The organism is Tenacibaculum sp. nBUS_03 (assembly GCF_051201695.1).
Lineage (GTDB): Bacteria > Bacteroidota > Bacteroidia > Flavobacteriales > Flavobacteriaceae > Polaribacter.
In genome coordinates, this window is the sequence record NZ_CP179214.1 from 1,162,746 (window position 1) to 1,186,760 (window position 24,015).

Below are 24,015 nucleotides of genomic sequence, written 5' to 3' on the forward strand. Positions count from 1 at the left end.
CTTTTGATTATGTCAATTTTCTTTGTAATAAAAAAAAACATGTGCTAACAACATCTATAGTTCATTGCTGCGGATTTTCCTATCGGAAAATTCGCCACGGCTGAACAATGAGGCTTTTCTTTTTTACTATCTTAGTGTTCGCACCAACGAAACCATACATTAATCGTTAAATAAAATACATACTTACCCCAAAACACCTTTTTCAAGGTGTTTTTTTTTGTCCTACCACATTTCTATAGGTGAATATATTTTCGCTATATGGATTCAATTACACTAAAAGAAGTTTTACAAGAAATGCGCAAAACAGATGCCAATGGTGATGGGCTTGCATTTTCTTTGTCTGCATTTACTTTTAATGACTTCACTAAAAAAGGTGGAAAATTAAAGCATTACACAAATGCAAGATTGGTAATGCGAAATGTAAAAAAGAAACGCACTCTTTCTTCAATGACACGTTCAGCGTCTTTGCTTTCTAAAGAAAAAAAATATCCAGAGCATTTTAAAAATTCAACTATCAATATTGAGTTTGAAGAGGCTAATGTGAAAAATATTAGGAAAATTAAAATACGATACATCAAATTGTTTAACGATAAAATAGTGAATTACTAATGCAAAGTTTCGGACACATAGGAATCGTAGGTAATGGTCAGGCGGTGGTAAGTATGAATAGTAGTACAAAAACTACTAACGAACCAACAAAAGTAATAGTTCATACCGAAAACAAAAAGCAAGGTATTGCCACTTGGGGTTCAGATAATGACTTTCCACAAAAACTACTCAAAGAAGTGCGTAAAAATGCAGCGGCAACCTCTGGGCTAAGTTTAGTTTGTGACGCTTTGTATGGTAGTGGTTTTATATTATACAAAGAAGTTTTTGAAGATGATAAAAATGGTGAATCTAAAAGAAAATTAATCCAACAGTCATTACGACAATATCCTGAGATAAATACCTTTTTTAAAAATAGTCAGATGAAACGCTTTTTTAAAGAAAGCATCGCTGATTTAACTTATTTAGCTATTTCATTTCCTGAGTATATTTTATCGAATGATGGAAATACCATTAGCAGAGTTTACCGTCAAAAGGCGGCACATTGTCGCTTTGAACTGATGAATGAAAAGTCAGGATTTATAAAAAATGTATGGGTATCAACAAAATGGGCTGATGGTGTTGATTTAAAATCTGATTATGCAAAAGAAATCCCGTTAATAGATAGTTATTGGAGTGCTGAAGAGGTTAAAGAATATTGTAAGAAAAACAAGATTAAAAGCTTTGTTCGTCCCATGTTTTACAGCATGCTGGATGAGAGTTATTACCCTGTTGCTTCTTGGCATTCTGCTTATTATTCAAAATGGATACATGTTGCCAATTCTATACCAGAGTTTAAAAAAGCCTTGTTTGAAAACCAAGTAAATATCAAATACCATATTGAGGTTGATGAAGAATATTTTGAACGAAAGTATAAAGGAGGAGACAAAGAGTGGGATGATTTTACACTAGAAGAAAAAGAAACTACCCGAAAGGCATTAGTTGAATTTATAGATAAATATTTACGAGGAACTGAAAATGCTGGTAAGTCTATCTGGTCCATGATTTATAAAGATAATCAAGGAAAGCCGTTTTCAGGAATTAAAATAACTGCGATTGATGATAAACTAAAAGATGGGGCTTTTTTGCCAGATGGTACTGCGGCTAACTCTGAGGTGCTATTTGCAATTTCTGTTGACCCTACGCTAATCGGTGCAGGTATTCCTGGGGGAATGGGTGCAGGTGGAGGAAGTGATAAGCGTGAAGCATGGACCATCCTTTGCGCAAGAAGCAAACCTAAACGAGAAACGGTACTAGAATCTTTTGAATTTATCCAACAGTATAACGGGTGGTCTGACGAAGTTTTAGGAGGTTTTGAAGATACTATACTCACAACACTAGATAAAAACCCTACAGGAACCCAAAAAGCAGCAAATCTATGATAACTAAAAATTTAGAAGACTTTAAAAAGTTTATTCCGGTTGAAACCTCATTTAGAGAAGATGGGTTTGAAAAGCTTACACCTTTTTTAGAAAATGTATATAAAAACACGTTGTGTAAATATATTGGAAAAGAACAGGCAGAGATAATCAAAGAGCACTCAGGAGGTTCAGAAATAATCAAGGAGGCTGTTCATTACGCTAAACAAACAGAAACTAATTTGGCTATTTATGAATATTTACCACTTGGCGCAATTCAGATTACTTCAGGAGGAATTAATATTGTAGCTCCTAAAGACCAAAAATCAGCAGCTTCAAGTGATATAAGAGATGTTCAACGATATTACAAACGAACAGGGTTAAAAGCATTAGATAATTTACTTCAGGTACTAGAAGAAAATGAAGCTGAATTTCCAGCTTGGAAAAGTTCAAAACAATACACCAAGTTTAAAAAGTTACTGGTAAATAGTACCCAAGATTTTCAAGAACATTATAATATTTTTGATTCTCGCCAAACCTTTTTATCTCTTACAAATGAACTTGAAACGGTAGAGTATCAATACTTGATTCCTGTTTTAGGAAAATCAGTTTTACAAACTTTAAAAAATTCAGAAGTTCAAAATGAGATCCATAAAGAAGTAAAGGATTATGTAAGTAAAGCTAATGTTTTTTATGTGGTTTCTAAAACCTTGGGTAGTGGTCTATATTTTCAGGAGTCTACAGGGTTTCAATTACGTTTTGATTTATTGGATTATGAGCGCAATTTTAGTTCAAAAGAACGATTGAGTTCTTTCATAAATGAACAAAAAAAAGGTAAAGAGAATGAAGCATCTAACTTTTTAAAAATTGCTAAAAAATTAATACAAGACAACCCTGATGTGTTTATAGGTTATGCACCAAAAACAAAAAGTATATCAAAACCATTTATTAACGGAAAAGGAATTGTAGCAATATGATTACGGTAAACGCAAACATAGAAATAAGTGAATCAAAATGTTCATGTCAATCTGGAGGAATGAAAGCAAAAATTATAAATTTTGAAAGTGATAGTAGATTTGATGATTTTATCAATTTAGAGTTAGATAAAACAAATCAAATAACAGGGCTTTCTATTGTAAAAGAGAAGTCCATTGAATTGAATTATGAAATTGATGTTTTTCTAGAAGTAGTAGACGATGGGCCAAATAAAATTATACGATTAAAAAAATCTGAGGTGTCGCTATTTGGTAAATATGACGTAAGCACTCCATTATTTTCAAAAGTAGGTTTTACGGGCTCATTAAAAATAGCGACCCCTTCTCCAGATATTGAAGATAACCACCCTGTTAATTATTCAGGAATTGGAGAGCTTGATATTGTAAGTTTACCAGCGTCAGAATTTGAAAGTTCAGGACGAGTTGTTTTTAAAAATTTAATCCCCTTTAATATCGATGACCCTCAGCAGACATTTACAGGAGGGTTTTCTCATGCTCAAAATTTTGCTTGGTATGAAAATAAAATTAATGCTAAAGCAATTATAACAGCTTCTTCAAGAGTTCCAACAATTATGAGTGTTGATGGAGGTATTCATGAGGGGATCCAATACAAAGACGAATCAAATAGTTATCAAATACCAGTTGTATTTGAACCTAAAACAAAAGCTACAATAGTAGTTTACTACATAGAAAAAAGCAATACATAATGAATATAATTTTAAAAATAAAACAGCATACAATGCAACTAAAATTCCTCTTATTTCTTGGAGTCGCTGGAGGTGTCTTTTCAGGATTAATCAACATGCTTATTAAAGAACAAAATCAATTTGTAGCCATTTTCGCGGTAGTGGTTATAGATATGATTTTTGGGGTAATACAGGCTTTGAAGTCAGGTACTTTTCAAACCAAAAAATCAGTAAAAGCACTTTATAAAATAGGAGCTTTTTGGTGGTTACTTGCTACGGTATTAATCATAGAGGATGCCTACAGTTTTGCTAGTTTTTTAAGTGAAGCAATATTACTGCCTATTCTAGTATTTCAGTTGATATCCGTACTAAAAAACATGAGTTTACTTGGTATTATAAGTAATGTGTTATTACTGAAAATACTAAAAAACATAGATACACATAAACATTCTGAAAGTATAAAAGAAGTAGAAGAATTAAACCCGTTAACTCATGAGTAAAATAATAGAAAAAGCGTTGTCGCAATATGGAATTAGAGAGATTAAAGGTATTCGAGATAACCCAAAGGTGTTACGCTATTTTAATGAACTTGGCTATGATGGCTATCGTTTAAAAGATGAAACTGCTTGGTGTAGTGCTTTTGCTAATTGGGTTTGTAAAAAAGTAGGAGTGCCTTATTCAGGAAAGTTAAACGCTCGAAGTTGGCTTAGTGTTGGTGTGCAAGTGGAGAATCCTAGACAAGGAGATATTGTTGTTTTATGGCGTGAAAACCCTAACAGTTGGAAAGGACACGTAGGGTTTTATATCCGTCAAACAAAAAACTGGGTGTATGTGTTGGGAGGCAATCAAAACAATGCCGTAAATATTCAAGCCTATCCAAAAAAACGATTATTACAATTTAGAAGAGTATGAAAAATTTAATTTATTTACTAGGTGTCTTTTTATTTTGCTCGTGCTTGGGTGCAAAAAAAATAGTAGAGCAAAAGAGTTTCAAGAACATAAAGCACTCTAAAGAGTTTACAAAAGACAGTACAAATATTACCGTAAAAACTTCTCCAATTAGAGATAGCATAATTACTCCAGTTGTATCAAGTGGAAACCCACATACAGATAGAAAAATAGACGAAATACTGTCTAAACTTAACACACAAAAAAGAAGTGGTTCATCTGGGTATAAGCAATATTATGATAACCAAAATCGGGAGCTAATTACTAGTTTTTCAATAGAAGGAAGCCAAAACAAAATTGTTACAAGCACAAGGAATGAGGATACTCAAAAAACTGATGAGCAAAAAACAGAGGAGTATATTTTTAAAAAAGTTATACTAATTCCTTGGTGGGTGTATGCTTTATTGGGGTTTTGGTTTTCACCACAAATACTAACACGATTCAAGATGTTTTCCAATCTTTTTAAAAAGAATTAAAAAATGAAGTTAGTATTCAGCATTCCCACGACATGGAATGAGCTTAGTGACTCACAACTTAAAAAAGTAGCGAAGTTGTATTTTTCAAAATTGCCTCCATTGTTTTTTGATTATGCTCTTTTAAAAATTCTCTTCAAAATCAAGTGGTATAAGCTCAGGTTGAGAAGGCGTTTTTTAATGCTTTTAAAAGTGATGAGTTTGTCTGAGATAAAGACACATTATAAAGACTTTTATGAAGCTCAAAACTTAACACGTTTTTTCTCTAGTATTAAAGTCAATGGGGTAAATCATTTACCACCATCTGATAGATTAGGGAATATTTCAATAGGTGAGTTTTCAGTATTAGAAGATTTGTATTTAGGGTACTTAAATACTAAAGAAGATTCTTCAAAAAATTACGGATATGATTATTTATTATACATACTAGCTGTTTTATATACGCCTGATACAAATGGAACACGTGCTGTTTTTAATAAAGAGTTACTTCAAAAAAAAGCAAAAGCCTTTCAAAAGGTAAAAAAAGAGATTGTATATGCAGGGTTACTATCTTATATGGGATGTAGAGATTACATAGCTAGTTTACCTAAATATGCCTTGGTATTTCCAAAGCCAAAAAGCAGCACTAAAAAAACGCCATCAAGTTCAGGTATAGGTGATTTAATACTAAGCATGTCTGCAGGAACCTTTGGTGATTATGATAAAACCTATCATACTAATCTATATACATTTTTAGATGATTACTCAAAAAAATTAAAAGCTTCAGAAAATGAAAACTAAAATTACGCATAGTGATATAATTGAAAAATTAAAAAACCTAGCCGAAAAGCACCAGGATATTAAAACAAATTACCGTTGGAACTTAAACGAATTTGATGGCCCTGTTCGCCCTGGTACTATTTTTCCTTTAATGACTATTGAAAGCCCAACTATTGAGGTTGGGAATACTGAAAGTTTACCATTTTTAAACTATCAATGTGCGTTTAATATTCTAGGAATGGATGGTGTTTACACAAGTGACCGTAATGATGAGATATCACAAAACAAAGTAATTAATAATGCTTTAGAAATAGCCATAGAGTTATATCGGAAATTGATAGAAGAAAGCACGACTGCTTTTAATACTGATAAAACTAAAAATAATTGGTATTCCGCATTGGATAAACTTTCATTTCAATTTACAAAAATAGGACCCGTCACCTCTGATTATTTATACGGGTATCGTTGTGAGTTTGTTTTTAAGTCTCCTTTTTGTGATAAACTAACCCTTGAAAAATGGCAATAGTATGGCAGAGTTTTCAAATAGAATGCAACAGATAAAAAAAGCGGAAACTAAAATTGGAGACAAGGCTTCCTTGCTTATTCGTAAAAAACTAAAAACTGAAATCGCTTTAGCTTTTGGCGAATCTCAAAACCCGAATGATTCTCTTTTAAAATCTGTAAAGGTTGGCAGAAAAATGGGGAAAGTACGATTGTTTGGTATTCGTATTAATATGACTAAACATGGTTTTATTCATCAACATGGAGTTGACACTAAAAGAACGGGCCATATTAAAGAGCGAAATATTCCAAGAAAAACATTTTATACAGTAAAAGAGCATGGCATGATACTAGGAAAAACACCCTTTATTGAAATGAGTGTAGAAAATAGTGGCGCATTTGAATATGTGTTTGATGAGTTAGGGAAATTAAGAATGGATGAAGTGGTTTTAGTATTTGGAAAGCAATTAAAAATAAAGTAATGGCAAAGAAAAAAGGAGTTTGGGATATTGATATTGTAATTAATGGAGAAGCTGTAAAAAATAATCTTAATGATATAGGTAAAGAGGTTGGGAAATTAAATAGAGATTTAAAAAAGTTAAGACCTGGTACCGATGAGTTTATAAAAAAATCAGCAGAATTAAAAAAAGCAAGAGTTCATTATAATAAAATAAAGGATGAGATAAATCAAACTAATAAAGAACTTGATCAAACTAATACCACACTTGATGATGTTAAAGGAGCTTTTAGCAATGTTTTTGATGGTTTTTTATCAGGTGATATCGAAAAAGTAAAAGAGGGTTTACAAGGAGTTAAAGACGGATTCAAAGGAGTTTTAGCCTCTGCACGAGCATTTATAGCAACACCAATAGGGCTTGCAATAACTGCAATAGCTGGTATTGGATTTGGTTTAAAAAACTGGCTAGCACTTAATTTAGAAATTGAAAAGACCAACGAGCAAATACGAGATATTACACAAACTACAGGAAATGCTACCAATGCCATTCGAGTTCGTGCTGAATCACTTAAAGAGCTATTTGATGTTGAATTAAATAAAAGTGTAGAAGCTGCTAAATCCTTAGTAAAAGGATTTGGTATTTCATATAAAGAAGCTTTTGACCAAATAGAAAGTTCAGCAGTTAAAGGAAAACTTAAAAACGCTGAGTTTTTAGATAGTGTAAAAGAATATCCTGTACAATTTAAAAATGCAGGGTATTCGGTTAAAGACTTTATAAATATAGTTAATGCTGGTATTGATTTAAGTATCTACACAGACAAACTTCCGGATGCATTAAAAGAAGCAAATCTTTCCTTAAAACAACAATCAAAGGCTACAACAACAGCTTTAACGAATGCTTTTGGCGCTCAGTTTTCTAAATCTCTTTTAAAAAGGGTAAAAGAAGGTGAAATAACTACTAAGCAAGCGTTACAGGAAATAGCTAAAGAATCTAAAAAAGTAAATTTAAACCAACAACAACAAGCTCAGTTAACAGCAGATTTATTCAAGTCAGCTGGAGAAGACGCAGGAGGTTCATTGAAAATATTAAAAGCTGTAAATACTGCTTTAAACGAACAACAAAAACCATTAACAGAAGCTCAAAAGCTCCGTAAAGAAGAACTAGAAATCAAAAAAGAGTTAAAACTTGTTACAACTCAATTATTTGCTAGTGGTTCGGAAGGTTTAGGGAATTGGATTACAAAAGGTAAAATCTTTGCTACTCAAACCTTACTTAAAATTTTAAAAGGGGGCGTTTCGTTATACAATTGGTTTGTTGATTTAAATAATGAAAGTGTTGTTTTTTCTGGGCTACTCTCAGGAATAGGAAAAGTGGCAACAGGAGGTTTTAGAATTTTAGGGAACTTAGTAAAAAACGCGTGGGAATCTTTCAAAGGTTTAGGAAATGTTGTTGCGGGTATTTTTACTGGCGATTGGAAAAGAATTAAAGAAGGTTTTAAACAATCGATTAATTTCATTCCTACTATGGTGAATGATATAAAAAAAGAAGTGGAAAATGATGCAAATGATATTTACGATGCATTACAAGGAAAAAACAAAAAGAAACGAATTGATTTAAAGGCGTTTTTAGATACTGTTGAAACAAATACTTCAAAATCCATAGATGAACCAATTGTTGACGATTCAAAGAAAGCTACTCTACAGGAATTAACACCAGAGGATAAAAAGATTATAGAATCTAAAAAAAAGTTAGCAGAATTTCTAAAAGAGTTTAAAGAAGAACAAAAACTTCAAGAGGAATTAGAAAAATTGGAAAAAGACGAGGCGGCACAGTTAACCGATGAGCTGGAACTTGAAGCTAAATACGCAAAATTAGAAGCAGATGCTAATGGAGAAAAAGATCTTTTGTTAAGATTGGAAGAAGTCAAAAAAATAGAATTACAGGGTATTGAGGACAAATACGAAAAGATTAAAAAAGCAAAAGATGAAAAGGCTAAAAAAGACAAAGAAAAAAGAGATAGCGAACACCATAAAAAACAAGTATTAGCAAGAAAAAAGCTAAAGAACGATATTGTTAATGGAGCAATAGCATTAGCAGGGCAGGAAACTAGAGTAGGTCAGGCATTACTTGCTGCAAAAGGAATAATGGCGGCCAAAGAAAGTTTAATCCAATTAGGTATTATTAAAGCTAAAGCAGCTACAGCAGTAGCTGAGGGGACTATGGCTACTACTGTAGGAGCAGCAAATACCGCAAAGGTTGGGTTTCCTCAAAATATTCCTTTATTAATTGGGTTTGCCGCGCAAGCGACTAGCATTATTTCAGCTATTAAAAACGCTACATCTGCCACAAAATCAATAAAAGGTTTTGAAAAAGGATTATACAAAAAATACCCTGTAACGCGTGAGGATGGTAAAAAATTTAATGCTCGTTTAGGACGAACCTACAAGAACACAAATAGTTTCAGAGCCCACATTAATGCAAGAATATTTGGTGGGTGAAAGGCGAAGACCTGAAATGATTATTGACGATGTTACCTTTTCAAAATTAGATCCAGGTATTATTAAGCATATTTTGGATTTACATAATGGAACAGAAACAAAAACACCAGGTTTTGAAAAGGGGAATTACACAAGAGCTCAAGAAATTTCAGAAAATTTTATAGAACAGGATACTGAAGAAGATTCAAGTATTAAGCTTTTACAGGATATTTCCTCTAAACTGAGTATTCTTTTAGATAAAGAGATTTTAGCTAAAGCACTTATTGGAGATGATGCTATAGAAGCACTTAGAGAACGAGAAGAGCAATTACAAGATTCAAGAACCGAAGCAAAAATACAATAGCATGCCAACTACACCTACAAGTTTAAGTTTTACCTACAAAAAAGGGCAAAGTAATCCACCGCTTCAAAAGGTAGAATATACACTTATCAATCCTACCTTTCCAGAAGAGCAGGAAGTAATTCACAAAACAGATGATAACTGGATTCACGTAGATAATAAAACATTATCTTCAAGTGATATTGGGTTGAATTATACGAATACCAACCAACTTTCTCCAGGAACTCATCAAGGAGAAGTAGAGTTATTTCACAAGTATATTAATAAAACGTCAGATCCAAATAATCCAACCTTTAGAGAGGATTTAATAGGTACTATAACGGTAACCTTAGAACTAAGCGAGGACCCGCAAACCGAGGTAAGACCATCAATCCTAGAATTTGAATATTTACAAGGGGCTGTATTACCTGACGCGGAAGTTATAAGTCTTTCAAGTGTTCATTCTTGGGGTGTTTCCTCTAATCAAAACTGGCTTACTCTTTCTAAAAATTCAGGAGTGAATGATGGGAGTTTTGAAGTTTCTGTTGTTCCTTCCGGATTAAACAATGGAACCCATAATGGTATTATTACGGTGAATGATGGAGTCGAAAATATACAAATTTCAGTTGTTCTTATTGTCTCAAGTACAAATAATGATTTTTTAAATGTAAGCCCTAATTCTCTTAATTTCGGATATACTTTATTGGGTAGTTTGCCCAGTTTAAAGACTATCGAGTTAAATTCCTCAAAAAACTGGACGGTAACTGTAAATGAATCATGGTTAAATTTATCTGTTGAAAATGGTTTAGCTGGGGCTTCTAATATAGATGTAGGGCTTCAAAACACCAATAGTTTAACAGAAGGAAATTACACGGGGTTAGTAACAATAACAAACGGGGCTATAACCAAAAACATAACAGTAAACTTAACAGTTTTTGTATTTGCTGAGGAGTTGTTGTCACCTGATAACATTTATTTTACTGATGAGAATAATTTAATTGTAGTAACATCAGGAAAAACAGAAACTCATTTACAAATTAAAGTAAGTTCAGTTTACAAATCACAGACAAACGAATTATTTTATAATGTACCTTTTTTTAAAACAAAAGCACAGAAAAGAATAGGATTAGAAGCTTCTAAGATAATAGGTTCGCAATCACTACTAAATATTGATTCTGTGAGTCTTTTTAGTCCATATCAGCCATTAAACTTAAACCTTGATATTAACGAGGTTTCATTTTATAATTCAGACATAACGCAAACTATTAATTTACAAAATATCCGTTTCTTCAAAGGGGTAGTTCCTCCTAATAATTGGATGAGTAATACTTCAAAACAGGTTTTTGTTAGTCCAAAAGCAGTTGTACGATTTAGTTTTTTTAATGATGACAAAAGCACAATAAATAAGTTAATAATTACTGGTGATAAAGCTATAGAATATCCTTTTGATGATAGCGGTGCTATGATTCATACAGTAAATGTTCCCTTAGAAAGTTTACAACTGATTGCTGGAAATTCCATAAAAATAAAAGTAGGCACGCATTCATTAGAAGTATTTATAAAAGAACCTACAAAGGATCATTGTATGTTGTTTTGGGAAAATAAGTGGGGTTGTTGGGATTCTTTTGAATGTACAGGAACCTTTAAACAATTTGCTAAATTTAAAGATACTTCCTTTGGTTTTAGAAGAGATTATAAACACTCAGAAACTAAAGTTTTAAATGTAGAAACTAAAACTTCATATCAAATAAATACTGGGCATTTATATTTAGAATCTGAGGTTGAAACCTTGCAAAAAATGTTGGAAGCTAAAAACTTGTATTTGCTTAGAAATGATAAACTAACAAAAGTTAAATCAACTACTAGAAAACTATTAGTAAAACAAACTACTAATGAATTAAAAGAATTTAAGTTAACCTTTGAAAACACAATAATATGATAGTTTTTTATGGAGATAATTTTGAATTAAACCTAACAAAAACCAAGGTTACTTTAATTGAAGAAAACCCATTGTTTTATGATTATATCGTAAAAAAATACTCCTGGCCTTTTTCAAAACATATAGACGATGATACATTAAATAAGTTAGGTTTTTTAGGGTTAGAAAATGCAGCTAACTATCAAACTCGATTTTATGGGAATTTACTTATTGATAATAGATTTGAAAAAGCATATTTTATAATTACAGATTTTAGAAATAAAACTCTAAAAGGCACTTTGTATTATGGTGCTGAAAGTATTGCATTACTTGATGTGCAACTTAAAAATTTGCCTTTTTCTGTAATACAAACAAATTCTTTAGCAATTCATGCAAAAGAAACTATAACAAAAAGTTACCCAGAAACGGGTTACAATTTCCCGATGGTTATAGATGAAAATTTTAAATCAAAATCAAAATATGAAGCATTTAAGGGAGTTATAAATAATTATAAAGACGGTTATTTCATAACCAACTCTAATGCTATGGTAGATGGCGTAGTTACTGCTTTAAATAAAAATATACTGGTACCATATCCGTATTTAATGGAAATTTTAAAAGTTGGTTTTTCAACTGAAAACATAATGATGCAAGGAAGTTTTGTTTCAGATAAAGCCAATGAAAAATTGATGGTTTATACAGATAGTTATTTAGAGAAATTCTCATCTGATTTACCAGATGGATTCCAGTTTACAACAACAAGTGAGTTTTTTGATAAAGGAATTGTTACCGCTACATTTAATAAACCGTATCAGTTAAATCAAAAAGGTTCTTATGCTATTGATTTATTTTTCAATATACCAAATGAATTAAAAGTAAAAGAGTTTAGTGTGGCCAAACAGGATCAGGTTTATTTTACATCAACTTCTAATGTTGTTAATGAATCATTTGTTTTGAATATTGAAAACATAGACGATTATGGATATTTAAATTTTAAATTAACGTTAGAAAAAACAGCAAATAACCCCTCGGATGGAATAGGTAATATTTCAGGTTTTAATAATTTTCGTTTTGACTTACTGGATGGATCACTTAATGAGTTTCCTAAATCTTTTTCATTAGCTGAAGTAATGCCAGATATGACTTTTGGGTCATTGCTAAATAAACTAAAAAACTGGCTTAATTTAGAAATCACGTTTAATAAAAATGTAGTTACTATAGATTATATAGAAGATAAGTTTTTAAGTGTTCCTTTAAAAGATGAAACACATTTAGAGGAAGAAATACCACACATTAAGTTTAACCAAAACAAAATATATAAGCTAGTTCATTCTTTAGAAGAAAAAATAATAAGTAAAAAAGGAGTTGTAAATGATACTGTAGGATATAGAAAAAAAGATATTATAGAAATACCATCACAAGTATCAATGCTACCAGTTGTTTCAAAAGATGATATATTCACAGCTAAAATTGAAGAAACTGAAGGATTACAGTTGTTTTTATATAACGGATTAAAAGATGAAAAACCTTTAGCTGTTTCTAGTTTAGAAAACAGAAAATTTAACCTATCAGAAATTTATAATCGTTACTGGAAAAAATGGCTTACGTTTCGTTTGAACTCAGAAACTATAAAAGATAAATTTAAAACAGATGAGTTGGAAGAGTTTAATATCTCTGGGGGACGATTTAAATACAACAAAAAACAGTTATATAAAAAGATTAAGAAAACTCGTAATTCAGAAAACCAGTGGTCAATAACTATAGAAAGTGAGAGTTTTTAGAATTATCTCAGAAATAATTACCGTTCCAGAGCCGTGCCAAATAAATTTATTTACTTAATTTCGGTCTTTAGTATTTTTATTAAAACGCTCTTTTACAAACACATAAGTTTTCAATATAAGAATAAAAGGGATTCATAACCCTGAGGTCGGCAGTTCAAATCTGCTCTTCGCTACAAAGTAGAAGATTTCTACAAAGTCAACAACGATGCGGTTTAAGTGTACTTAAACCGCATTTTTTTTATGACAAAATTATCCTTACTTTTAACAAAAGTACACGATTCGGTACACGATTCAGAGAAAATGAAACTACAAAAAACTTATTCTGAGCCTAAGCTATATACTGGAGGTATAGACATAAAGAAGTGGAATAAACTTTCTCAAAAACAAAAAAAAGAAGCATTAAGTAAGCAATGGTATATTCGTTGGTCCGTACAGAAACCCAAAAAATGGTAAGCTAGAAAGACAAATAAATCTTAAAGCGGGAAATAGGTATAAAACAAAAAAGGAAAGAATGGAAATTCTCAATGCAGTGAGAGAAAACCTATCAAGACTTTTAAAAGAAGGGCAATTAAACCCTTATGACGACGAAATAAAAAACAACGAAACTTTATCTGTAGAAGAAGCTTTTAAATTTGCCTTAAGTCAAAAAGCGAAAACTTTAGCAGAAACCTCTTTCGGAAACTATAAAAACAGAATCAAAAATTTTGAAAAATATTTACTCCAAAATGGATTTAAAAATCGTTTTATAACTTCTGTTACTAAAAAAGACGTTAACAAATATCTAAACGATGTTTTACAGAAAACAAGTGCAAGTAACAGAAATAATAGTAGAACTGATATATCTTCTCTTTTCACAACTTTATCAAATGAAGATATAATACCTGTTAATTTCATTCATAAAATTCCTGTATTAAAATCTAACCCTGAAAAAAATACCGCATTTAATCAAGAGGAAGTGAAAGCTATTTTTGAAAAGGCGAAAAAAGAGGATGTTTGGCTATATTACTTTATTTCCCATATTTACTATGGCTTATTTAGAAATGTAGAAATAGTTAGAATACAAATAGCTGACATTAATATAAAAGAAAAGAAAATTAAATCTAACACCAAAACTGGTAATTTTTATAAACAAATACCACAAATACTGATAGATGAATTTTATACTAACTTAGATTTATCTAAATACCCTAAAGACTACTTCCTATTTACCAAAGATAACGAACCTAGCCAATGGCTAACAAGACCAAACAAAGAAACAGGAAAAAGAAGCATAACGGAAGAAATTAACAGGCGTGGATACTGGGGCAAAAGATTTAATAAAATAATAAAAGAACCAATGGGTTTTGCTAAAGATTATACATCTTACTCATTTAGGCATTCTGCTATTGGGAAAATGTTTATTGAAAAAGTAAAAGAATTAAGAAAAGAAGGAACTCCAGACTTTGAAGACAAAGCACTCGATTTTATTAGAAAAATAACTGCTCATAAAGATAACGACACAGTAAGAAACTACCTAAGAGAAATAGGATATTACAAAATAGATGATTGGTCAAATCTTTTAAAATAAAATTTGATACTCAAAATATAATTCAGTCGAAAAAACATCTTGTTTATTTCTACTACCAAAATAGAATTGTTTAATCTGAACACTTGAATTAACATTTAACATTTCATAAATCTGATTGTTACTCAATTTTGTTTTTGATAAAAGTGTTTTAATTTTTTGCGTAGAATCTCCTATGTGATCCAATATTATCACTTCTTCTTTGTTCATTTTCCAGTAAATTTTCTTAATCTTTTTCCTAGCTTTTATTTATCGTCTGCTATCTCTCTAAACACATTAAGCATAGCTTCCTTTTTTTCTGGTTTTGAATTTCTTAAACCTAATCTCGCTACAAAAAACATTTGCTCGCGTGTTTTATTAATCTGCTCTTTATAATATTTTGTAGTTAGTAAAATGGCATAGGTAACAACAGAAGCTGACATTACAGTCATAAAATAATATATAATCCTGTTAAAGTCCTGAAACTTTTGGAATATCCAGAAGAAAGAAAAAAAGCAAATAGACAAAATATAGGTATGAAAAATTTTACTTCCTATATTATGACGTTCTCTAACAAAAGATTTTATTAGGTTATATAAGGTATATATAAAAATACAAAGTATAAAACCGAACCTTTCTATAAAATATCTTAGAGAAGTAAAACCAAATACTTTTTTAGAATTATATATCTCCATATATTCTTTGTAGGCATGATTTTTTTCTGCATTAATTTTCATGTATTTTTTATACACAGAAGTACCTTTAACTGAATTTTTAATTTCAGAAAGTGCTATTTTATTTTGTTTTTTAAGATCTAAAAACTTCTTTTGAGCTAAAGCGTATTCTGGATCGTCTTTTAAATCAGGAAAAAACTTATGTGAATAGAATAAAACTGTACATAAAACAACAATAAATATTGTCGCAATTGTTCTAGTCCTCGTCGTTATCTGATGGAGTTTCCCCGCTTCCTCCGTCATGTGTTGCGTCTTCTTTGTCGATTGATTGCGTTTCAAGTTGTGTAATATTTTCATCTGTGTTATCTGTACAAGAAACAAAAGCAAAGCTTACTACGAATAATAATAAAAGTATTTTTTTCATCTTTATAAGATTTTAAATTAATCTTTAAAGGTACAAAAACCATATTACTACTTTGTTTCTCTATTTTCAATTAATAAATTTATCTTTTTTCTATTTCTGCTAAAATTTTACCTAGCTCTACATTACTATTAACCCCTAACTTATCACGTATTCGTTGAAATGATTTTTTAATGGAATCATGAGTTTTATCTTTTTTAGTAGCAATTTCTTTATAGGTATACAAAGTTAACATTGATAACAATTCACGCTCAGTATCATTTAACTCATAATTAACCATACGTCTTTTAATGTACACAGTTTCCATGTTCTCTAAAACTGGCATTTGACTAAAATATGTACCTCCTTCAAATAATTCAATTACCCCTTCTGTTAATTCTAAATGACAATAAGCTTTCGTTATAAAGCCTCTAATTTTCAACTCTGTTTTACAAGCTTTTATAAAAGATGGTGTGTGATGAGCTGAAACAACTAATATTTTATAATCTAAACCCTCCTTTACAAAATACTTAGCAACCTCCACCCCATCCATCTTTGGCATTTGAATATCTAATACAATTACGTCCGCTTCATTACATTCCAACCATTTAATAAGCTCAAGACCATCTCCGACAACTCCAACAACTGACAAACCATCCTCTTCTAAAAGAAGCTTATAAGATTGTGCTGATATTGGATGATCCTCCGCAATAACCACTTTAATTTTCTTCATATGGCAAATATCAAAAATTAAAAAAACAAACTATGTCACTAAACCCTTACATAAAATGTTAAATTTTAACATTTTTTAAAAAAATTCGCTAAAAAACAAGTGCCTATCGTCGAAAATAGAACTCAGGAATACTTAAACACACTATTTTTTCAGCCACCTATACACACGCCTCTTTCTTGAATCAGACAATCCAGATATATCCACACAATTACTTTTAGCAATGTTATTTATTGGTTCTTGATTGTTTTGAGGACTTAATACAATATTAATACTATCAGACTTTTTAATTTTCCCTATCGAAATTTTATTGTCTATTTCATTTTTTACTGTTTCTTTTTTAATAGCCTCTAACAAAGTAGGTGTAAAAAGCTCAATACTTTGCTTATTTGAATAAGTAGAAGCAAAATAACCGATACCAGCCCCTAAAAGGGCTGATACGATTACTATTCCTAAATTCTCTGCGGTATTTTTCCAGTTCATAATTATTAATCTAATATTGTTAATTCAAATTCTTTTGGCATTATAGCAAGTATCCTTTTCATAGTTTTCTTGCTAGAGGTAACATCCCTGTAACCGTCTCCGTTAATATCCTTAAAAGCATTACCAACTAAAATACATCCTCTAGTATCTGTAAAGTAATTTCCAAAATGGATTAAAATTAAAGACCTACCAGGAACATCTTTCACATGATAATGCCATCCATATTTTGAAGAACACCTAAGCTCACAACAATATACCAATGCAGGAATACAACTAATACTATTTTGGTTTCCTCTATCTGGTAGCTCTAATGCTTTAACTGATAGCAAACATTCTGAGCCATTAAAAAATTTAAGAGAGGATAAGATTTGCTTATCCTCATAAAACTGCCTTTTAAGTATCGCTTTCATTATGGATGTGTTTTTTTATAAATGTCAAACTCTTTTTTTAATGCATTATATTTTTGCCTCCAGTGTTCCTCAACCTTTTCTAACTTGGACTGAAATTTAGACATATCAATTTGATGACTTTTCTTTAAGCTAGCCATTTCATTTAACACATCATCAAACTTTTTGTCATAATCTTCAACAAATTTATCATAAGCAGTCTGCATTCCTGAAAGCGCATCTGTCTTTCTTTTTTTACGCTGAAGGTAAGAATCATACAAACCTCCTGCTCCAAATAAAACTGCTAATACTGTACCTATATTATCAACTATATACTGCTTCATTTTATTTACTATTGCGGTGTATAAACGTTTGTAAAAAAAGTACCTTGTATCCCTAAATAATCTCCGTCACCACCTCCTCCAAAAGAAATATTTGTAACTCTTCTTGAAGTACCTCTTTCAACTATCAAAAGACGATTACCAACTAATAATGTGCTTAAATTGAAAAAATCAACCCCCGATTCTATACTTGTACTTACAAAATGATTAATAGAAGATGAAGACGTGTACAAATTAAGATTAGCATCATTTAGAAACGGAATTCCAGTTATATATGCTCCTCGATTATCTCTACTTGTATCATTTATATTTGCGGGGTCAGAAATTCCAATCATTTTAATATAAAAGTGGGCAATATTTCCTACTCTAATAAGCTTTCCTGTTGATGAGTTAGCCGTATATTCATCATCGTCAGTCGCATATAACCTAGGCGTAAAGTCTACTTCCTCATAAAAATCTTTTGGATGACCTGCTCCGCCACTTGGGATAGCAAAATCAGCTTGCAAAACCGTACCATCTTCCTTTATAAGTTTTAAAATCTTAGTAGTGTCTCCTGAAATTGATATTGATTTAATAGCTCTGTCTAGTTCGGTAAAAAACACCTTACGCCAAATATTAGACACCCCAGGCACATCTGACAACCGAATGGTATTTGGAAGAACTCCAATATACCTATAATGATTTCCTTTATGAATCCTATAAATCGGCTCACCAATATCTTCCAGTAATTCTCCAATCTTAAAAGGTTTTAATCCATTATTAACTTGATCTATTGCTGCATTAATTTTCTTCGCTCCCTCTCGAAGCGTATCCCCTGTTCCATCATCTGGCTCTTGACCTATTTTAATTTTTTCTAAAGACATTTTTTATCAAATTTTAACCCTGTATTATCAAACTTTTTTACCGTACTATCAAAAGTTACCCTTTGCCCTATTGTGTTATCATATTTAGGCACTTTAAATCGTAGCTTATGAATTATATTATTTTTCATAAATGAAAACTTTGTGTTATTTGATTTGACCCTATCTCACCAGCCTGCAACCATACCCTAAAGTTATCCCCCTGTTCTAACCTAATTTGATATTCCTGTTTTTGCTGAACTTCCTGATATACCGGAAGCCCCTTAATAACTCCAGTCCATTGTTCTAATTCCTGATACACCAAATGCAAAGGCGTAGGTAAATTACCCTGAAATTCAGCAGTAAAACTCAGAACCCTTCCTTCTATTGACGTTTTTTGAATAGCAATACTCCCATCAACAACAGGGTTAACTAGAACCACCTCTTTATTAGAAAATACATCTCCTTGTTTTACAAAAACCTCATAATACCCTCGTTCCTGAGAAGTCATTGCATAAGGAAAAGACAAAGTATAATCCCCTTTTAAATCATTAATATTCTTAGAAAATTCAAGTCCTGAAGTAACACCTCCATTTGCTGGATGGTCAGTAAAATGTAAAAACTTAACCACAGCATCAACAACAGTAAAATCTGTAAATTCATAAGAAACATTAATAGACCAAGGATTAAATAATTGAGGAGCAACCGCAACTACCCCTATATTAATTGACGGATTTAAAGTAACTGGTATTGTAGTATCAATGATTTCACTCGGTACTTCCTGATAATCATTACATTCAATAAGCGTTACCTCAGAAAGCCCTTCTGATAAATCAAGCGTTAAATTAGTTACATACAAATCTTTTTGAGCTACGTAATTGAATTGGAATAAATACAACGGATTTAAAAGCCTTGTTAGCGTTCCTTGTAAGCATAAAAACGGCTTAGAAGTAAGCCATGCATACATACTAGACAAACCTCCACCTAAAGCTGATACTTCAGTGTTTTTGGCACCTAAAACAACAAACTTATCCATCCAATAATTTAAATAGTTTACCTCTCCTGTTGCTGCTTTTGGTGCAATATACAGTTGCTCATTCTCATCAGACAAAAACCAACTTGGAGCGACACTCCCAAAAGAAACTTGTTTTATTACTGAAAAGTCACCCTGATCTTCTATTGTATATTTATCTTTTGGTATTTCTTCAAAATCGCTTGCTACTTTTCTATACAAACTATAGCCGTTTAGAATTAACTGCTGATCATTTTTGAAAATTCCTATTTCAGCATTTCTATACCATAGCAACCCTGCATTATAAAACTCTTTTACTCTGTGATACCTTTTACGAAGAACCTGCTCTCTTACCATTAGCTCCCCTGCATCCATTAACCTTTGTATTTCTTTTGAAAAATAAAATCTTCTCTCTGATAGATTCATCCTCGAAGTACCATGAAAAACAGACTTTTTATAAACCAATGTAAAGTCCTCAACATTTTTTACACAGTACAACTCATTTTTCTCTTTTTCTGTTTTTAAGTGTAATTTATGTAAAGCTACTTTAGCACTTAGTTTCGGATGCTCCAATACAGGATATAACCGCACAGTGTAAAACCCATCTTTTTCAAACAAAAAAGAATCTACTTTTAAAACACATTTCAAATACCCTGAAGCCTCAAAATCAAAATCAAATAAACTACCAGGTAATGTATCATCAAGCGTAGAATACACCATTTGCTCTGACGATTTACCCTGCGTTAAATGCTCTTTATAATAAATAGCTATGTGTACTAATTTTTTTACTTCTCCTGATTCTATTAAACTTTTAATTTCATCCGCAGTAACACTATACCCATTAAAAGCAACCCCAAAATCAACGAAAAAAGAACCTTTGTTCTCTTTTTCTACCCCTCCATAAACAAAAACATACTCTTTAAGTGTTAGGTAGTTATCTGCTAAATCTTCTTTAGCTATAAAACTTTCTTGATTGGTTTGAGTAACAGCTTCATTTTTAAAACTTAATAACTGTACATAAGGCCCTATAAGAGTTTGACTTCTATTTTCGTAAATAGAAAAACCTTTTATATAACTATATAACCCACTTGTATTTATGGCATCATTAACATACACACAAACAGTATAAGCCCTGAACCGATCATCAGATTTTAGTTGTTTTAAATACCGCATACTATTATCAGTATGATCCGCATGGAAGTTCTCAGGAAAAGCAGTAACTAAATCTTCTGGAAGTAACCATTTAGTGTTTTCTGACTCCCATTTCACTTCAACCTTAACAGTAGGTTGTTTTACCGTTAAAAAAGGTTTTGATAAAAAACGCCCTGTTACTTTTCTTCGAACCTCCTTTTGATTCTCCCAAATACTGAAAGTAAAAACCACTGTAAGAATATCTATGAAAAGTTATTTCTTGCTCACTAAATCTATTCAACCCTAAAACATACCACTGAGAATTTACCTGAACTAATTTACAACCCAAACTCTCCAAACATGCCAACATAACTTCATAGACAGTCATATCTTTATAACAAACAGTATCAACTTCTAACTCTTTATAATTAAAATCAAAAGCTGCATTTGTAAAAGCAGGCGCAAAATTAAGAGGTAAATCTAATCCCGTTAATATTAAACAACGTAACAACACCTCAATAACTGACTGCCTTTGACTAGTAGTACCTAAAAAATCTAATCCTTTTAACCTACCAATACCATCTGTAGCTACAAACTCAACAAAAAAACCTCCTGAATCATAAGGCTCTGCAAATTGTTCAGGTAGTAAAAAACCAGTAAATACAGTAGTTACTTCTCCATTCTCTTCTGACTCCAATAAAACCTTATAACGTGTTTCAGAACCAGTAAACAAATGCCAAAAAGTAGCATTTTCACTATCAGGTACAAGCATATTAAAATGAAGCTCTGCCGTCATTAAGTTTTGCAACTTATCATCCGTACCGTTATAAACCAACTTAGGAGATCTCATTTGAGTATCCTCCAAATGTAACTCACGATTATTTTCATGAGTATCTATAATCTTTATATCGAAATAATCTGTATTCATTAAGTAGTTCGGGTTTTTCTAATATCATGCTGATTAAGAGCTACTTTTAATTTACCTAGCTCAGTCCAAACCAACCCTCCTACTTTTATATCAAGGTTTTGTGAAGCTGGTGTAATTAATTCTTTTAACTTATTAAGTGGAGCAACAACCTCTGGATTACTACTTGCTCCTGCATACTCACCTATAAGCGCATTGGTACGGACCATAAACAATTCCTCCATTAGCAAAAGGCACAGCATTACCTTGAGATTGCTGTGTTGCTAAATTGCTAAAAACAGAACCTATAGCAATAAGAGCGACACCTGCTGCAATAGCTGCAAACGGATTCGTAAAAGCTAAATGAATGGCCTTGGCTGCAACTCCAACTTGTATTGCTGCTTTTCCTAATTTTTTAAGAAAATCCCCTACTGTTCTTAGAATCATCCCTCCAATATCAGCAATAGTAACGCTACCTGTAAACAAACCACCTATCATTTCACCAAAACCTGCTAAAAACGAACTGGTACTTTCTGCTATGATATTTGAAGTTTGTTCTGAAAAATCAATAAAAGATTGTTGGATACCCTGTAACTCTGTTTTAAGTTCTTCACCTTCAACTTTTATTCCTTCAACAATACCTAAGTTAACAGTTTGCTCTAGTTTTCCATCCTCCCCTCTTTGATCAGAAAGAATACCTGTAACCTTTCTTCTAACTCCTTTATTTGATGTATCAGAAGGAACAACAGAAGCTTTTTTTACCTTATTTAAGGAAGTTACCAAATCATCGTTATCAGATATGTAATCTCTTAAACTATCTCTTAAATCTTCTAATGCCGTTTTTTCTTTTCCGTAATTCTCAGCAATGATTAAACCTTGCTCAATTTGAAATTGCCTTTGAAAAAGAACACTTTTTAAAGACGCGCCCATATCCTGCCATAAACTAGGTTTAATAGCTTCATTTTGCCCTAACTGTAAATCAAGTAGCTTCTTTTCTACCTCCACCATTTTCTCTTGCGCTGCTTGAACTTTTGCTTTTACCAGTAAAGCATCTATCAACTGATTTGTTGCATCTTTAGTCTTTTGAGTATTAATATTCTCAAGCGATAGAAAATCTAAATACTTCGGGTACTGCTTTTTTAATGCATCAATTGCTTTTAATCGTTCTTTCTTTGATTTTCCTTCATCACGCGCTACAATAAGATTTTTGTCTAACTGCAACTTTTCATCCGCGATACTCTTAGTCGCTTTTTTTGTAACCTCTGACCACTGCTCTGTAACATCTGTTAACCCTCCTAAATTAGAAGTCAACAACAAAACACCACTAACTACAGCTGTTAAAGCAATTGCCAACACTCCCAAAGGATTTGCTACTATAACAGCAGATAAACCAGCAAAGGCAGTTGTTAATCCAGGTATTACTGTGGTCATTAAAAATCCTAGTGATAACAACAAAGGGCCTAAAGCAGCTGCAAATGCTGAAACTACTACAATTATTTTTTTAGTAGACACACTAAGTTTCTGAAACCAAGTAACCAAACCTTTGACTTTCTCTACAAAAGGCACTAAAAATTCTCCTATAATTTTCCCAAACTCCTCCGACAAGTCCCCGATAGAATTTGACAGTTGCTTAAAAGAACCAGTTCCTGCTTTTGCTGCTGCAGCTGCTGAACCTCCATATTGTTTTTCTAATTCATTTAAAATAACATTTTGAGCATCTGCTAAACGGTTTGTTTGAGCAAAACTTTTAATTAAAGCTTTTTGATCTTCTGAAAATTGAATACCTGAACGTGAAAGCGCAGATAAATTAGCTATTGGGTCATTTAAAGCTTTTCCTAACTGAATAGAAGCTCCCTTTAAATCTCCTCCTAAACGAGTAGCTAAATCTAAAGCTACTTTTTGAGTTCTTGAAAATTCTTCATTAGCTATATTAGTAAACGTCAATAACTGAGCAGTGACATTTTTTAAAATATCTTCATCTCCAAAAAGAGAAGTCTCCTGAAGACCACTCGCCATTTTTTGTAATTGCTCTGAAGTATATCCAACCGAATCACCAACAGAAGATAAACCAGCCTCTACTTGAGCTATTGCCTTTTCTTGAGTATCCCAATTTTTTAATGCCAAAACTGAGAACCCAACAAATGGAGCTGTCACCCCCACAGATAAGGTAGTTCCTAAGCCCTGTAATTGTTTACCCATTTTCTGCAACTTTCTATTTGCATTTTGCATTTGGGTAGAAAATTGCTTTAAATCTGCAAAAAACTTAATATTTATACTTGCCAATCCCGCCATT

Annotated in this window: 28 protein-coding genes; 16 read left to right on the top strand and 12 right to left on the bottom strand. The window is 31.8% G+C overall.

Annotated elements, in window-relative coordinates; translation table 11 throughout:
• Positions 1 to 258: 258 nt before the first annotated feature.
• The 16 genes from ACMFBB_RS05335 to ACMFBB_RS05410 all read left to right on the top strand — a co-directional run bounded on the left by ACMFBB_RS05335 (position 259) and on the right by ACMFBB_RS05410 (position 14,846).
• Positions 259 to 609: a hypothetical protein gene (locus ACMFBB_RS05335; protein ID WP_435263427.1), complete on the top strand. Its 351-nt coding sequence runs from the start codon at positions 259 to 261 to the stop codon at positions 607 to 609.
• The gene (locus ACMFBB_RS05340) at positions 609 to 1,967 is read left to right on the top strand and encodes a hypothetical protein (RefSeq protein WP_435263428.1); all 1,359 of its coding nucleotides are present in this window, start codon (positions 609 to 611) and stop codon (positions 1,965 to 1,967) included. Before ACMFBB_RS05335 ends, ACMFBB_RS05340 begins: the two co-directional genes overlap by 1 nt.
• Positions 1,964 to 2,920, top strand: a complete 957-nt coding sequence (locus ACMFBB_RS05345; protein WP_435263429.1) for a DUF6712 family protein — start codon at positions 1,964 to 1,966, stop codon at positions 2,918 to 2,920. The genes ACMFBB_RS05340 and ACMFBB_RS05345 overlap by 4 nt, the downstream gene beginning before the upstream one ends.
• Positions 2,917 to 3,645, top strand: coding sequence for a hypothetical protein (locus tag ACMFBB_RS05350; RefSeq protein ID WP_435263430.1), 729 nt, complete (start codon positions 2,917 to 2,919; stop codon positions 3,643 to 3,645). Before ACMFBB_RS05345 ends, ACMFBB_RS05350 begins: the two co-directional genes overlap by 4 nt.
• Positions 3,645 to 4,124, top strand: a complete 480-nt coding sequence (locus tag ACMFBB_RS05355) for a phage holin family protein (protein ID WP_435263431.1) — start codon at positions 3,645 to 3,647, stop codon at positions 4,122 to 4,124. Before ACMFBB_RS05350 ends, ACMFBB_RS05355 begins: the two co-directional genes overlap by 1 nt.
• Positions 4,117 to 4,536: a TIGR02594 family protein gene (locus ACMFBB_RS05360; RefSeq protein WP_435263432.1), complete on the top strand. Its 420-nt coding sequence runs from the start codon at positions 4,117 to 4,119 to the stop codon at positions 4,534 to 4,536. Before ACMFBB_RS05355 ends, ACMFBB_RS05360 begins: the two co-directional genes overlap by 8 nt.
• Complete coding sequence (locus tag ACMFBB_RS05365; protein ID WP_435263433.1) at positions 4,533 to 5,048, top strand: hypothetical protein; 516 nt, start codon at positions 4,533 to 4,535, stop codon at positions 5,046 to 5,048. Before ACMFBB_RS05360 ends, ACMFBB_RS05365 begins: the two co-directional genes overlap by 4 nt.
• A 3-nt stretch (positions 5,049 to 5,051) precedes the next feature.
• Positions 5,052 to 5,825, top strand: coding sequence for a hypothetical protein (locus ACMFBB_RS05370; protein WP_435263434.1), 774 nt, complete (start codon positions 5,052 to 5,054; stop codon positions 5,823 to 5,825).
• Positions 5,815 to 6,330, top strand: a complete 516-nt coding sequence (locus ACMFBB_RS05375) for a hypothetical protein (RefSeq protein WP_435263435.1) — start codon at positions 5,815 to 5,817, stop codon at positions 6,328 to 6,330. Before ACMFBB_RS05370 ends, ACMFBB_RS05375 begins: the two co-directional genes overlap by 11 nt.
• A gap of 1 nt (position 6,331) precedes the next feature.
• Complete coding sequence (locus ACMFBB_RS05380) at positions 6,332 to 6,787, top strand: hypothetical protein (protein WP_435263436.1); 456 nt, start codon at positions 6,332 to 6,334, stop codon at positions 6,785 to 6,787.
• Positions 6,787 to 9,261 (top strand): phage tail tape measure protein, encoded by a 2,475-nt coding sequence (locus ACMFBB_RS05385; protein ID WP_435263437.1) that lies wholly within the window; start codon positions 6,787 to 6,789, stop codon positions 9,259 to 9,261. Before ACMFBB_RS05380 ends, ACMFBB_RS05385 begins: the two co-directional genes overlap by 1 nt.
• Positions 9,239 to 9,604, top strand: a complete 366-nt coding sequence (locus tag ACMFBB_RS05390; RefSeq protein WP_435263438.1) for a hypothetical protein — start codon at positions 9,239 to 9,241, stop codon at positions 9,602 to 9,604. Before ACMFBB_RS05385 ends, ACMFBB_RS05390 begins: the two co-directional genes overlap by 23 nt.
• A 1-nt stretch (position 9,605) precedes the next feature.
• The gene (locus ACMFBB_RS05395) at positions 9,606 to 11,519 is read left to right on the top strand and encodes a BACON domain-containing protein (protein ID WP_435263439.1); all 1,914 of its coding nucleotides are present in this window, start codon (positions 9,606 to 9,608) and stop codon (positions 11,517 to 11,519) included.
• Positions 11,516 to 13,279, top strand: a complete 1,764-nt coding sequence (locus ACMFBB_RS05400; protein WP_435263440.1) for a hypothetical protein — start codon at positions 11,516 to 11,518, stop codon at positions 13,277 to 13,279. Before ACMFBB_RS05395 ends, ACMFBB_RS05400 begins: the two co-directional genes overlap by 4 nt.
• Positions 13,280 to 13,519: 240 nt before the next feature.
• A complete protein-coding gene (locus ACMFBB_RS05405) occupies positions 13,520 to 13,732 on the top strand; it encodes a hypothetical protein (RefSeq protein WP_435263441.1) in 213 nt (70 codons plus the stop codon).
• Positions 13,733 to 13,790: 58 nt separating this feature from the next.
• Positions 13,791 to 14,846 carry a tyrosine-type recombinase/integrase gene (locus ACMFBB_RS05410; protein WP_435263442.1) on the top strand — a complete coding sequence of 352 codons (1,056 nt, stop codon included), beginning with the start codon at positions 13,791 to 13,793 and terminating at the stop codon, positions 14,844 to 14,846.
• On the opposite strand, the gene ACMFBB_RS05415 is transcribed toward ACMFBB_RS05410, so the two are convergent.
• The 12 genes from ACMFBB_RS05415 to ACMFBB_RS05470 form a co-directional block, all read right to left on the bottom strand.
• The gene (locus ACMFBB_RS05415; protein WP_435263443.1) at positions 14,838 to 15,053 is read right to left on the bottom strand and encodes a hypothetical protein; all 216 of its coding nucleotides are present in this window, start codon (positions 15,051 to 15,053) and stop codon (positions 14,838 to 14,840) included. The two genes, ACMFBB_RS05410 and ACMFBB_RS05415, sit on opposite strands and share 9 nt — an antisense overlap.
• Before the next feature lie 35 nt (positions 15,054 to 15,088).
• The gene (locus tag ACMFBB_RS05420) at positions 15,089 to 15,853 is read right to left on the bottom strand and encodes a hypothetical protein (RefSeq protein ID WP_435263444.1); all 765 of its coding nucleotides are present in this window, start codon (positions 15,851 to 15,853) and stop codon (positions 15,089 to 15,091) included.
• Positions 15,854 to 15,999: 146 nt separating this feature from the next.
• The gene (locus tag ACMFBB_RS05425; protein WP_435263445.1) at positions 16,000 to 16,629 is read right to left on the bottom strand and encodes a response regulator; all 630 of its coding nucleotides are present in this window, start codon (positions 16,627 to 16,629) and stop codon (positions 16,000 to 16,002) included.
• A gap of 141 nt (positions 16,630 to 16,770) precedes the next feature.
• A complete protein-coding gene (locus ACMFBB_RS05430; RefSeq protein ID WP_435263446.1) occupies positions 16,771 to 17,109 on the bottom strand; it encodes a hypothetical protein in 339 nt (112 codons plus the stop codon).
• Between the two features lie 5 nt (positions 17,110 to 17,114).
• On the bottom strand, positions 17,115 to 17,519 hold the full coding sequence (locus ACMFBB_RS05435; protein ID WP_435263447.1) for a DUF5675 family protein: 405 nt from the start codon (positions 17,517 to 17,519) through the stop codon (positions 17,115 to 17,117).
• Positions 17,519 to 17,839: a hypothetical protein gene (locus ACMFBB_RS05440; RefSeq protein ID WP_435263448.1), complete on the bottom strand. Its 321-nt coding sequence runs from the start codon at positions 17,837 to 17,839 to the stop codon at positions 17,519 to 17,521. Before ACMFBB_RS05440 ends, ACMFBB_RS05435 begins: the two co-directional genes overlap by 1 nt.
• An 8-nt stretch (positions 17,840 to 17,847) precedes the next feature.
• On the bottom strand, positions 17,848 to 18,699 hold the full coding sequence (locus ACMFBB_RS05445) for a hypothetical protein (RefSeq protein WP_435263449.1): 852 nt from the start codon (positions 18,697 to 18,699) through the stop codon (positions 17,848 to 17,850).
• The gene (locus tag ACMFBB_RS05450) at positions 18,690 to 18,827 is read right to left on the bottom strand and encodes a hypothetical protein (protein WP_435263450.1); all 138 of its coding nucleotides are present in this window, start codon (positions 18,825 to 18,827) and stop codon (positions 18,690 to 18,692) included. The genes ACMFBB_RS05445 and ACMFBB_RS05450 overlap by 10 nt, the downstream gene beginning before the upstream one ends.
• Positions 18,824 to 21,070 (bottom strand): hypothetical protein, encoded by a 2,247-nt coding sequence (locus ACMFBB_RS05455; protein ID WP_435263451.1) that lies wholly within the window; start codon positions 21,068 to 21,070, stop codon positions 18,824 to 18,826. Before ACMFBB_RS05455 ends, ACMFBB_RS05450 begins: the two co-directional genes overlap by 4 nt.
• Positions 20,964 to 21,746, bottom strand: a complete 783-nt coding sequence (locus ACMFBB_RS05460; RefSeq protein WP_435263452.1) for a hypothetical protein — start codon at positions 21,744 to 21,746, stop codon at positions 20,964 to 20,966. Before ACMFBB_RS05460 ends, ACMFBB_RS05455 begins: the two co-directional genes overlap by 107 nt.
• A complete protein-coding gene (locus tag ACMFBB_RS05465; RefSeq protein ID WP_435263453.1) occupies positions 21,746 to 21,952 on the bottom strand; it encodes a hypothetical protein in 207 nt (68 codons plus the stop codon). The genes ACMFBB_RS05460 and ACMFBB_RS05465 overlap by 1 nt, the downstream gene beginning before the upstream one ends.
• The gene (locus ACMFBB_RS05470) at positions 21,924 to 24,014 is read right to left on the bottom strand and encodes a hypothetical protein (protein ID WP_435263454.1); all 2,091 of its coding nucleotides are present in this window, start codon (positions 24,012 to 24,014) and stop codon (positions 21,924 to 21,926) included. Before ACMFBB_RS05470 ends, ACMFBB_RS05465 begins: the two co-directional genes overlap by 29 nt.
• Position 24,015 lies beyond the last annotated feature (1 nt).

Coding starts and splice junctions, on each gene's coding strand:
- ACMFBB_RS05335 (WP_435263427.1), top strand. CDS start 259: ATGGATTCAATTACACTAAAAGAAGTTTTACAAGAAATGCGCAAAACA.
- ACMFBB_RS05340 (WP_435263428.1), top strand. CDS start 609: ATGCAAAGTTTCGGACACATAGGAATCGTAGGTAATGGTCAGGCGGTG.
- ACMFBB_RS05345 (WP_435263429.1), top strand. CDS start 1,964: ATGATAACTAAAAATTTAGAAGACTTTAAAAAGTTTATTCCGGTTGAA.
- ACMFBB_RS05350 (WP_435263430.1), top strand. CDS start 2,917: ATGATTACGGTAAACGCAAACATAGAAATAAGTGAATCAAAATGTTCA.
- ACMFBB_RS05355 (WP_435263431.1), top strand. CDS start 3,645: ATGAATATAATTTTAAAAATAAAACAGCATACAATGCAACTAAAATTC.
- ACMFBB_RS05360 (WP_435263432.1), top strand. CDS start 4,117: ATGAGTAAAATAATAGAAAAAGCGTTGTCGCAATATGGAATTAGAGAG.
- ACMFBB_RS05365 (WP_435263433.1), top strand. CDS start 4,533: ATGAAAAATTTAATTTATTTACTAGGTGTCTTTTTATTTTGCTCGTGC.
- ACMFBB_RS05370 (WP_435263434.1), top strand. CDS start 5,052: ATGAAGTTAGTATTCAGCATTCCCACGACATGGAATGAGCTTAGTGAC.
- ACMFBB_RS05375 (WP_435263435.1), top strand. CDS start 5,815: ATGAAAACTAAAATTACGCATAGTGATATAATTGAAAAATTAAAAAAC.
- ACMFBB_RS05380 (WP_435263436.1), top strand. CDS start 6,332: ATGGCAGAGTTTTCAAATAGAATGCAACAGATAAAAAAAGCGGAAACT.
- ACMFBB_RS05385 (WP_435263437.1), top strand. CDS start 6,787: ATGGCAAAGAAAAAAGGAGTTTGGGATATTGATATTGTAATTAATGGA.
- ACMFBB_RS05390 (WP_435263438.1), top strand. CDS start 9,239: ATGCAAGAATATTTGGTGGGTGAAAGGCGAAGACCTGAAATGATTATT.
- ACMFBB_RS05395 (WP_435263439.1), top strand. CDS start 9,606: ATGCCAACTACACCTACAAGTTTAAGTTTTACCTACAAAAAAGGGCAA.
- ACMFBB_RS05400 (WP_435263440.1), top strand. CDS start 11,516: ATGATAGTTTTTTATGGAGATAATTTTGAATTAAACCTAACAAAAACC.
- ACMFBB_RS05405 (WP_435263441.1), top strand. CDS start 13,520: ATGACAAAATTATCCTTACTTTTAACAAAAGTACACGATTCGGTACAC.
- ACMFBB_RS05410 (WP_435263442.1), top strand. CDS start 13,791: ATGGAAATTCTCAATGCAGTGAGAGAAAACCTATCAAGACTTTTAAAA.
- ACMFBB_RS05415 (WP_435263443.1), bottom strand. CDS start 15,053: ATGAACAAAGAAGAAGTGATAATATTGGATCACATAGGAGATTCTACG.
- ACMFBB_RS05420 (WP_435263444.1), bottom strand. CDS start 15,853: ATGAAAATATTACACAACTTGAAACGCAATCAATCGACAAAGAAGACG.
- ACMFBB_RS05425 (WP_435263445.1), bottom strand. CDS start 16,629: ATGAAGAAAATTAAAGTGGTTATTGCGGAGGATCATCCAATATCAGCA.
- ACMFBB_RS05430 (WP_435263446.1), bottom strand. CDS start 17,109: ATGAACTGGAAAAATACCGCAGAGAATTTAGGAATAGTAATCGTATCA.
- ACMFBB_RS05435 (WP_435263447.1), bottom strand. CDS start 17,519: ATGAAAGCGATACTTAAAAGGCAGTTTTATGAGGATAAGCAAATCTTA.
- ACMFBB_RS05440 (WP_435263448.1), bottom strand. CDS start 17,839: ATGAAGCAGTATATAGTTGATAATATAGGTACAGTATTAGCAGTTTTA.
- ACMFBB_RS05445 (WP_435263449.1), bottom strand. CDS start 18,699: ATGTCTTTAGAAAAAATTAAAATAGGTCAAGAGCCAGATGATGGAACA.
- ACMFBB_RS05450 (WP_435263450.1), bottom strand. CDS start 18,827: ATGAAAAATAATATAATTCATAAGCTACGATTTAAAGTGCCTAAATAT.
- ACMFBB_RS05460 (WP_435263452.1), bottom strand. CDS start 21,746: ATGAATACAGATTATTTCGATATAAAGATTATAGATACTCATGAAAAT.
- ACMFBB_RS05465 (WP_435263453.1), bottom strand. CDS start 21,952: ATGGTCCGTACCAATGCGCTTATAGGTGAGTATGCAGGAGCAAGTAGT.
- ACMFBB_RS05470 (WP_435263454.1), bottom strand. CDS start 24,014: ATGGCGGGATTGGCAAGTATAAATATTAAGTTTTTTGCAGATTTAAAG.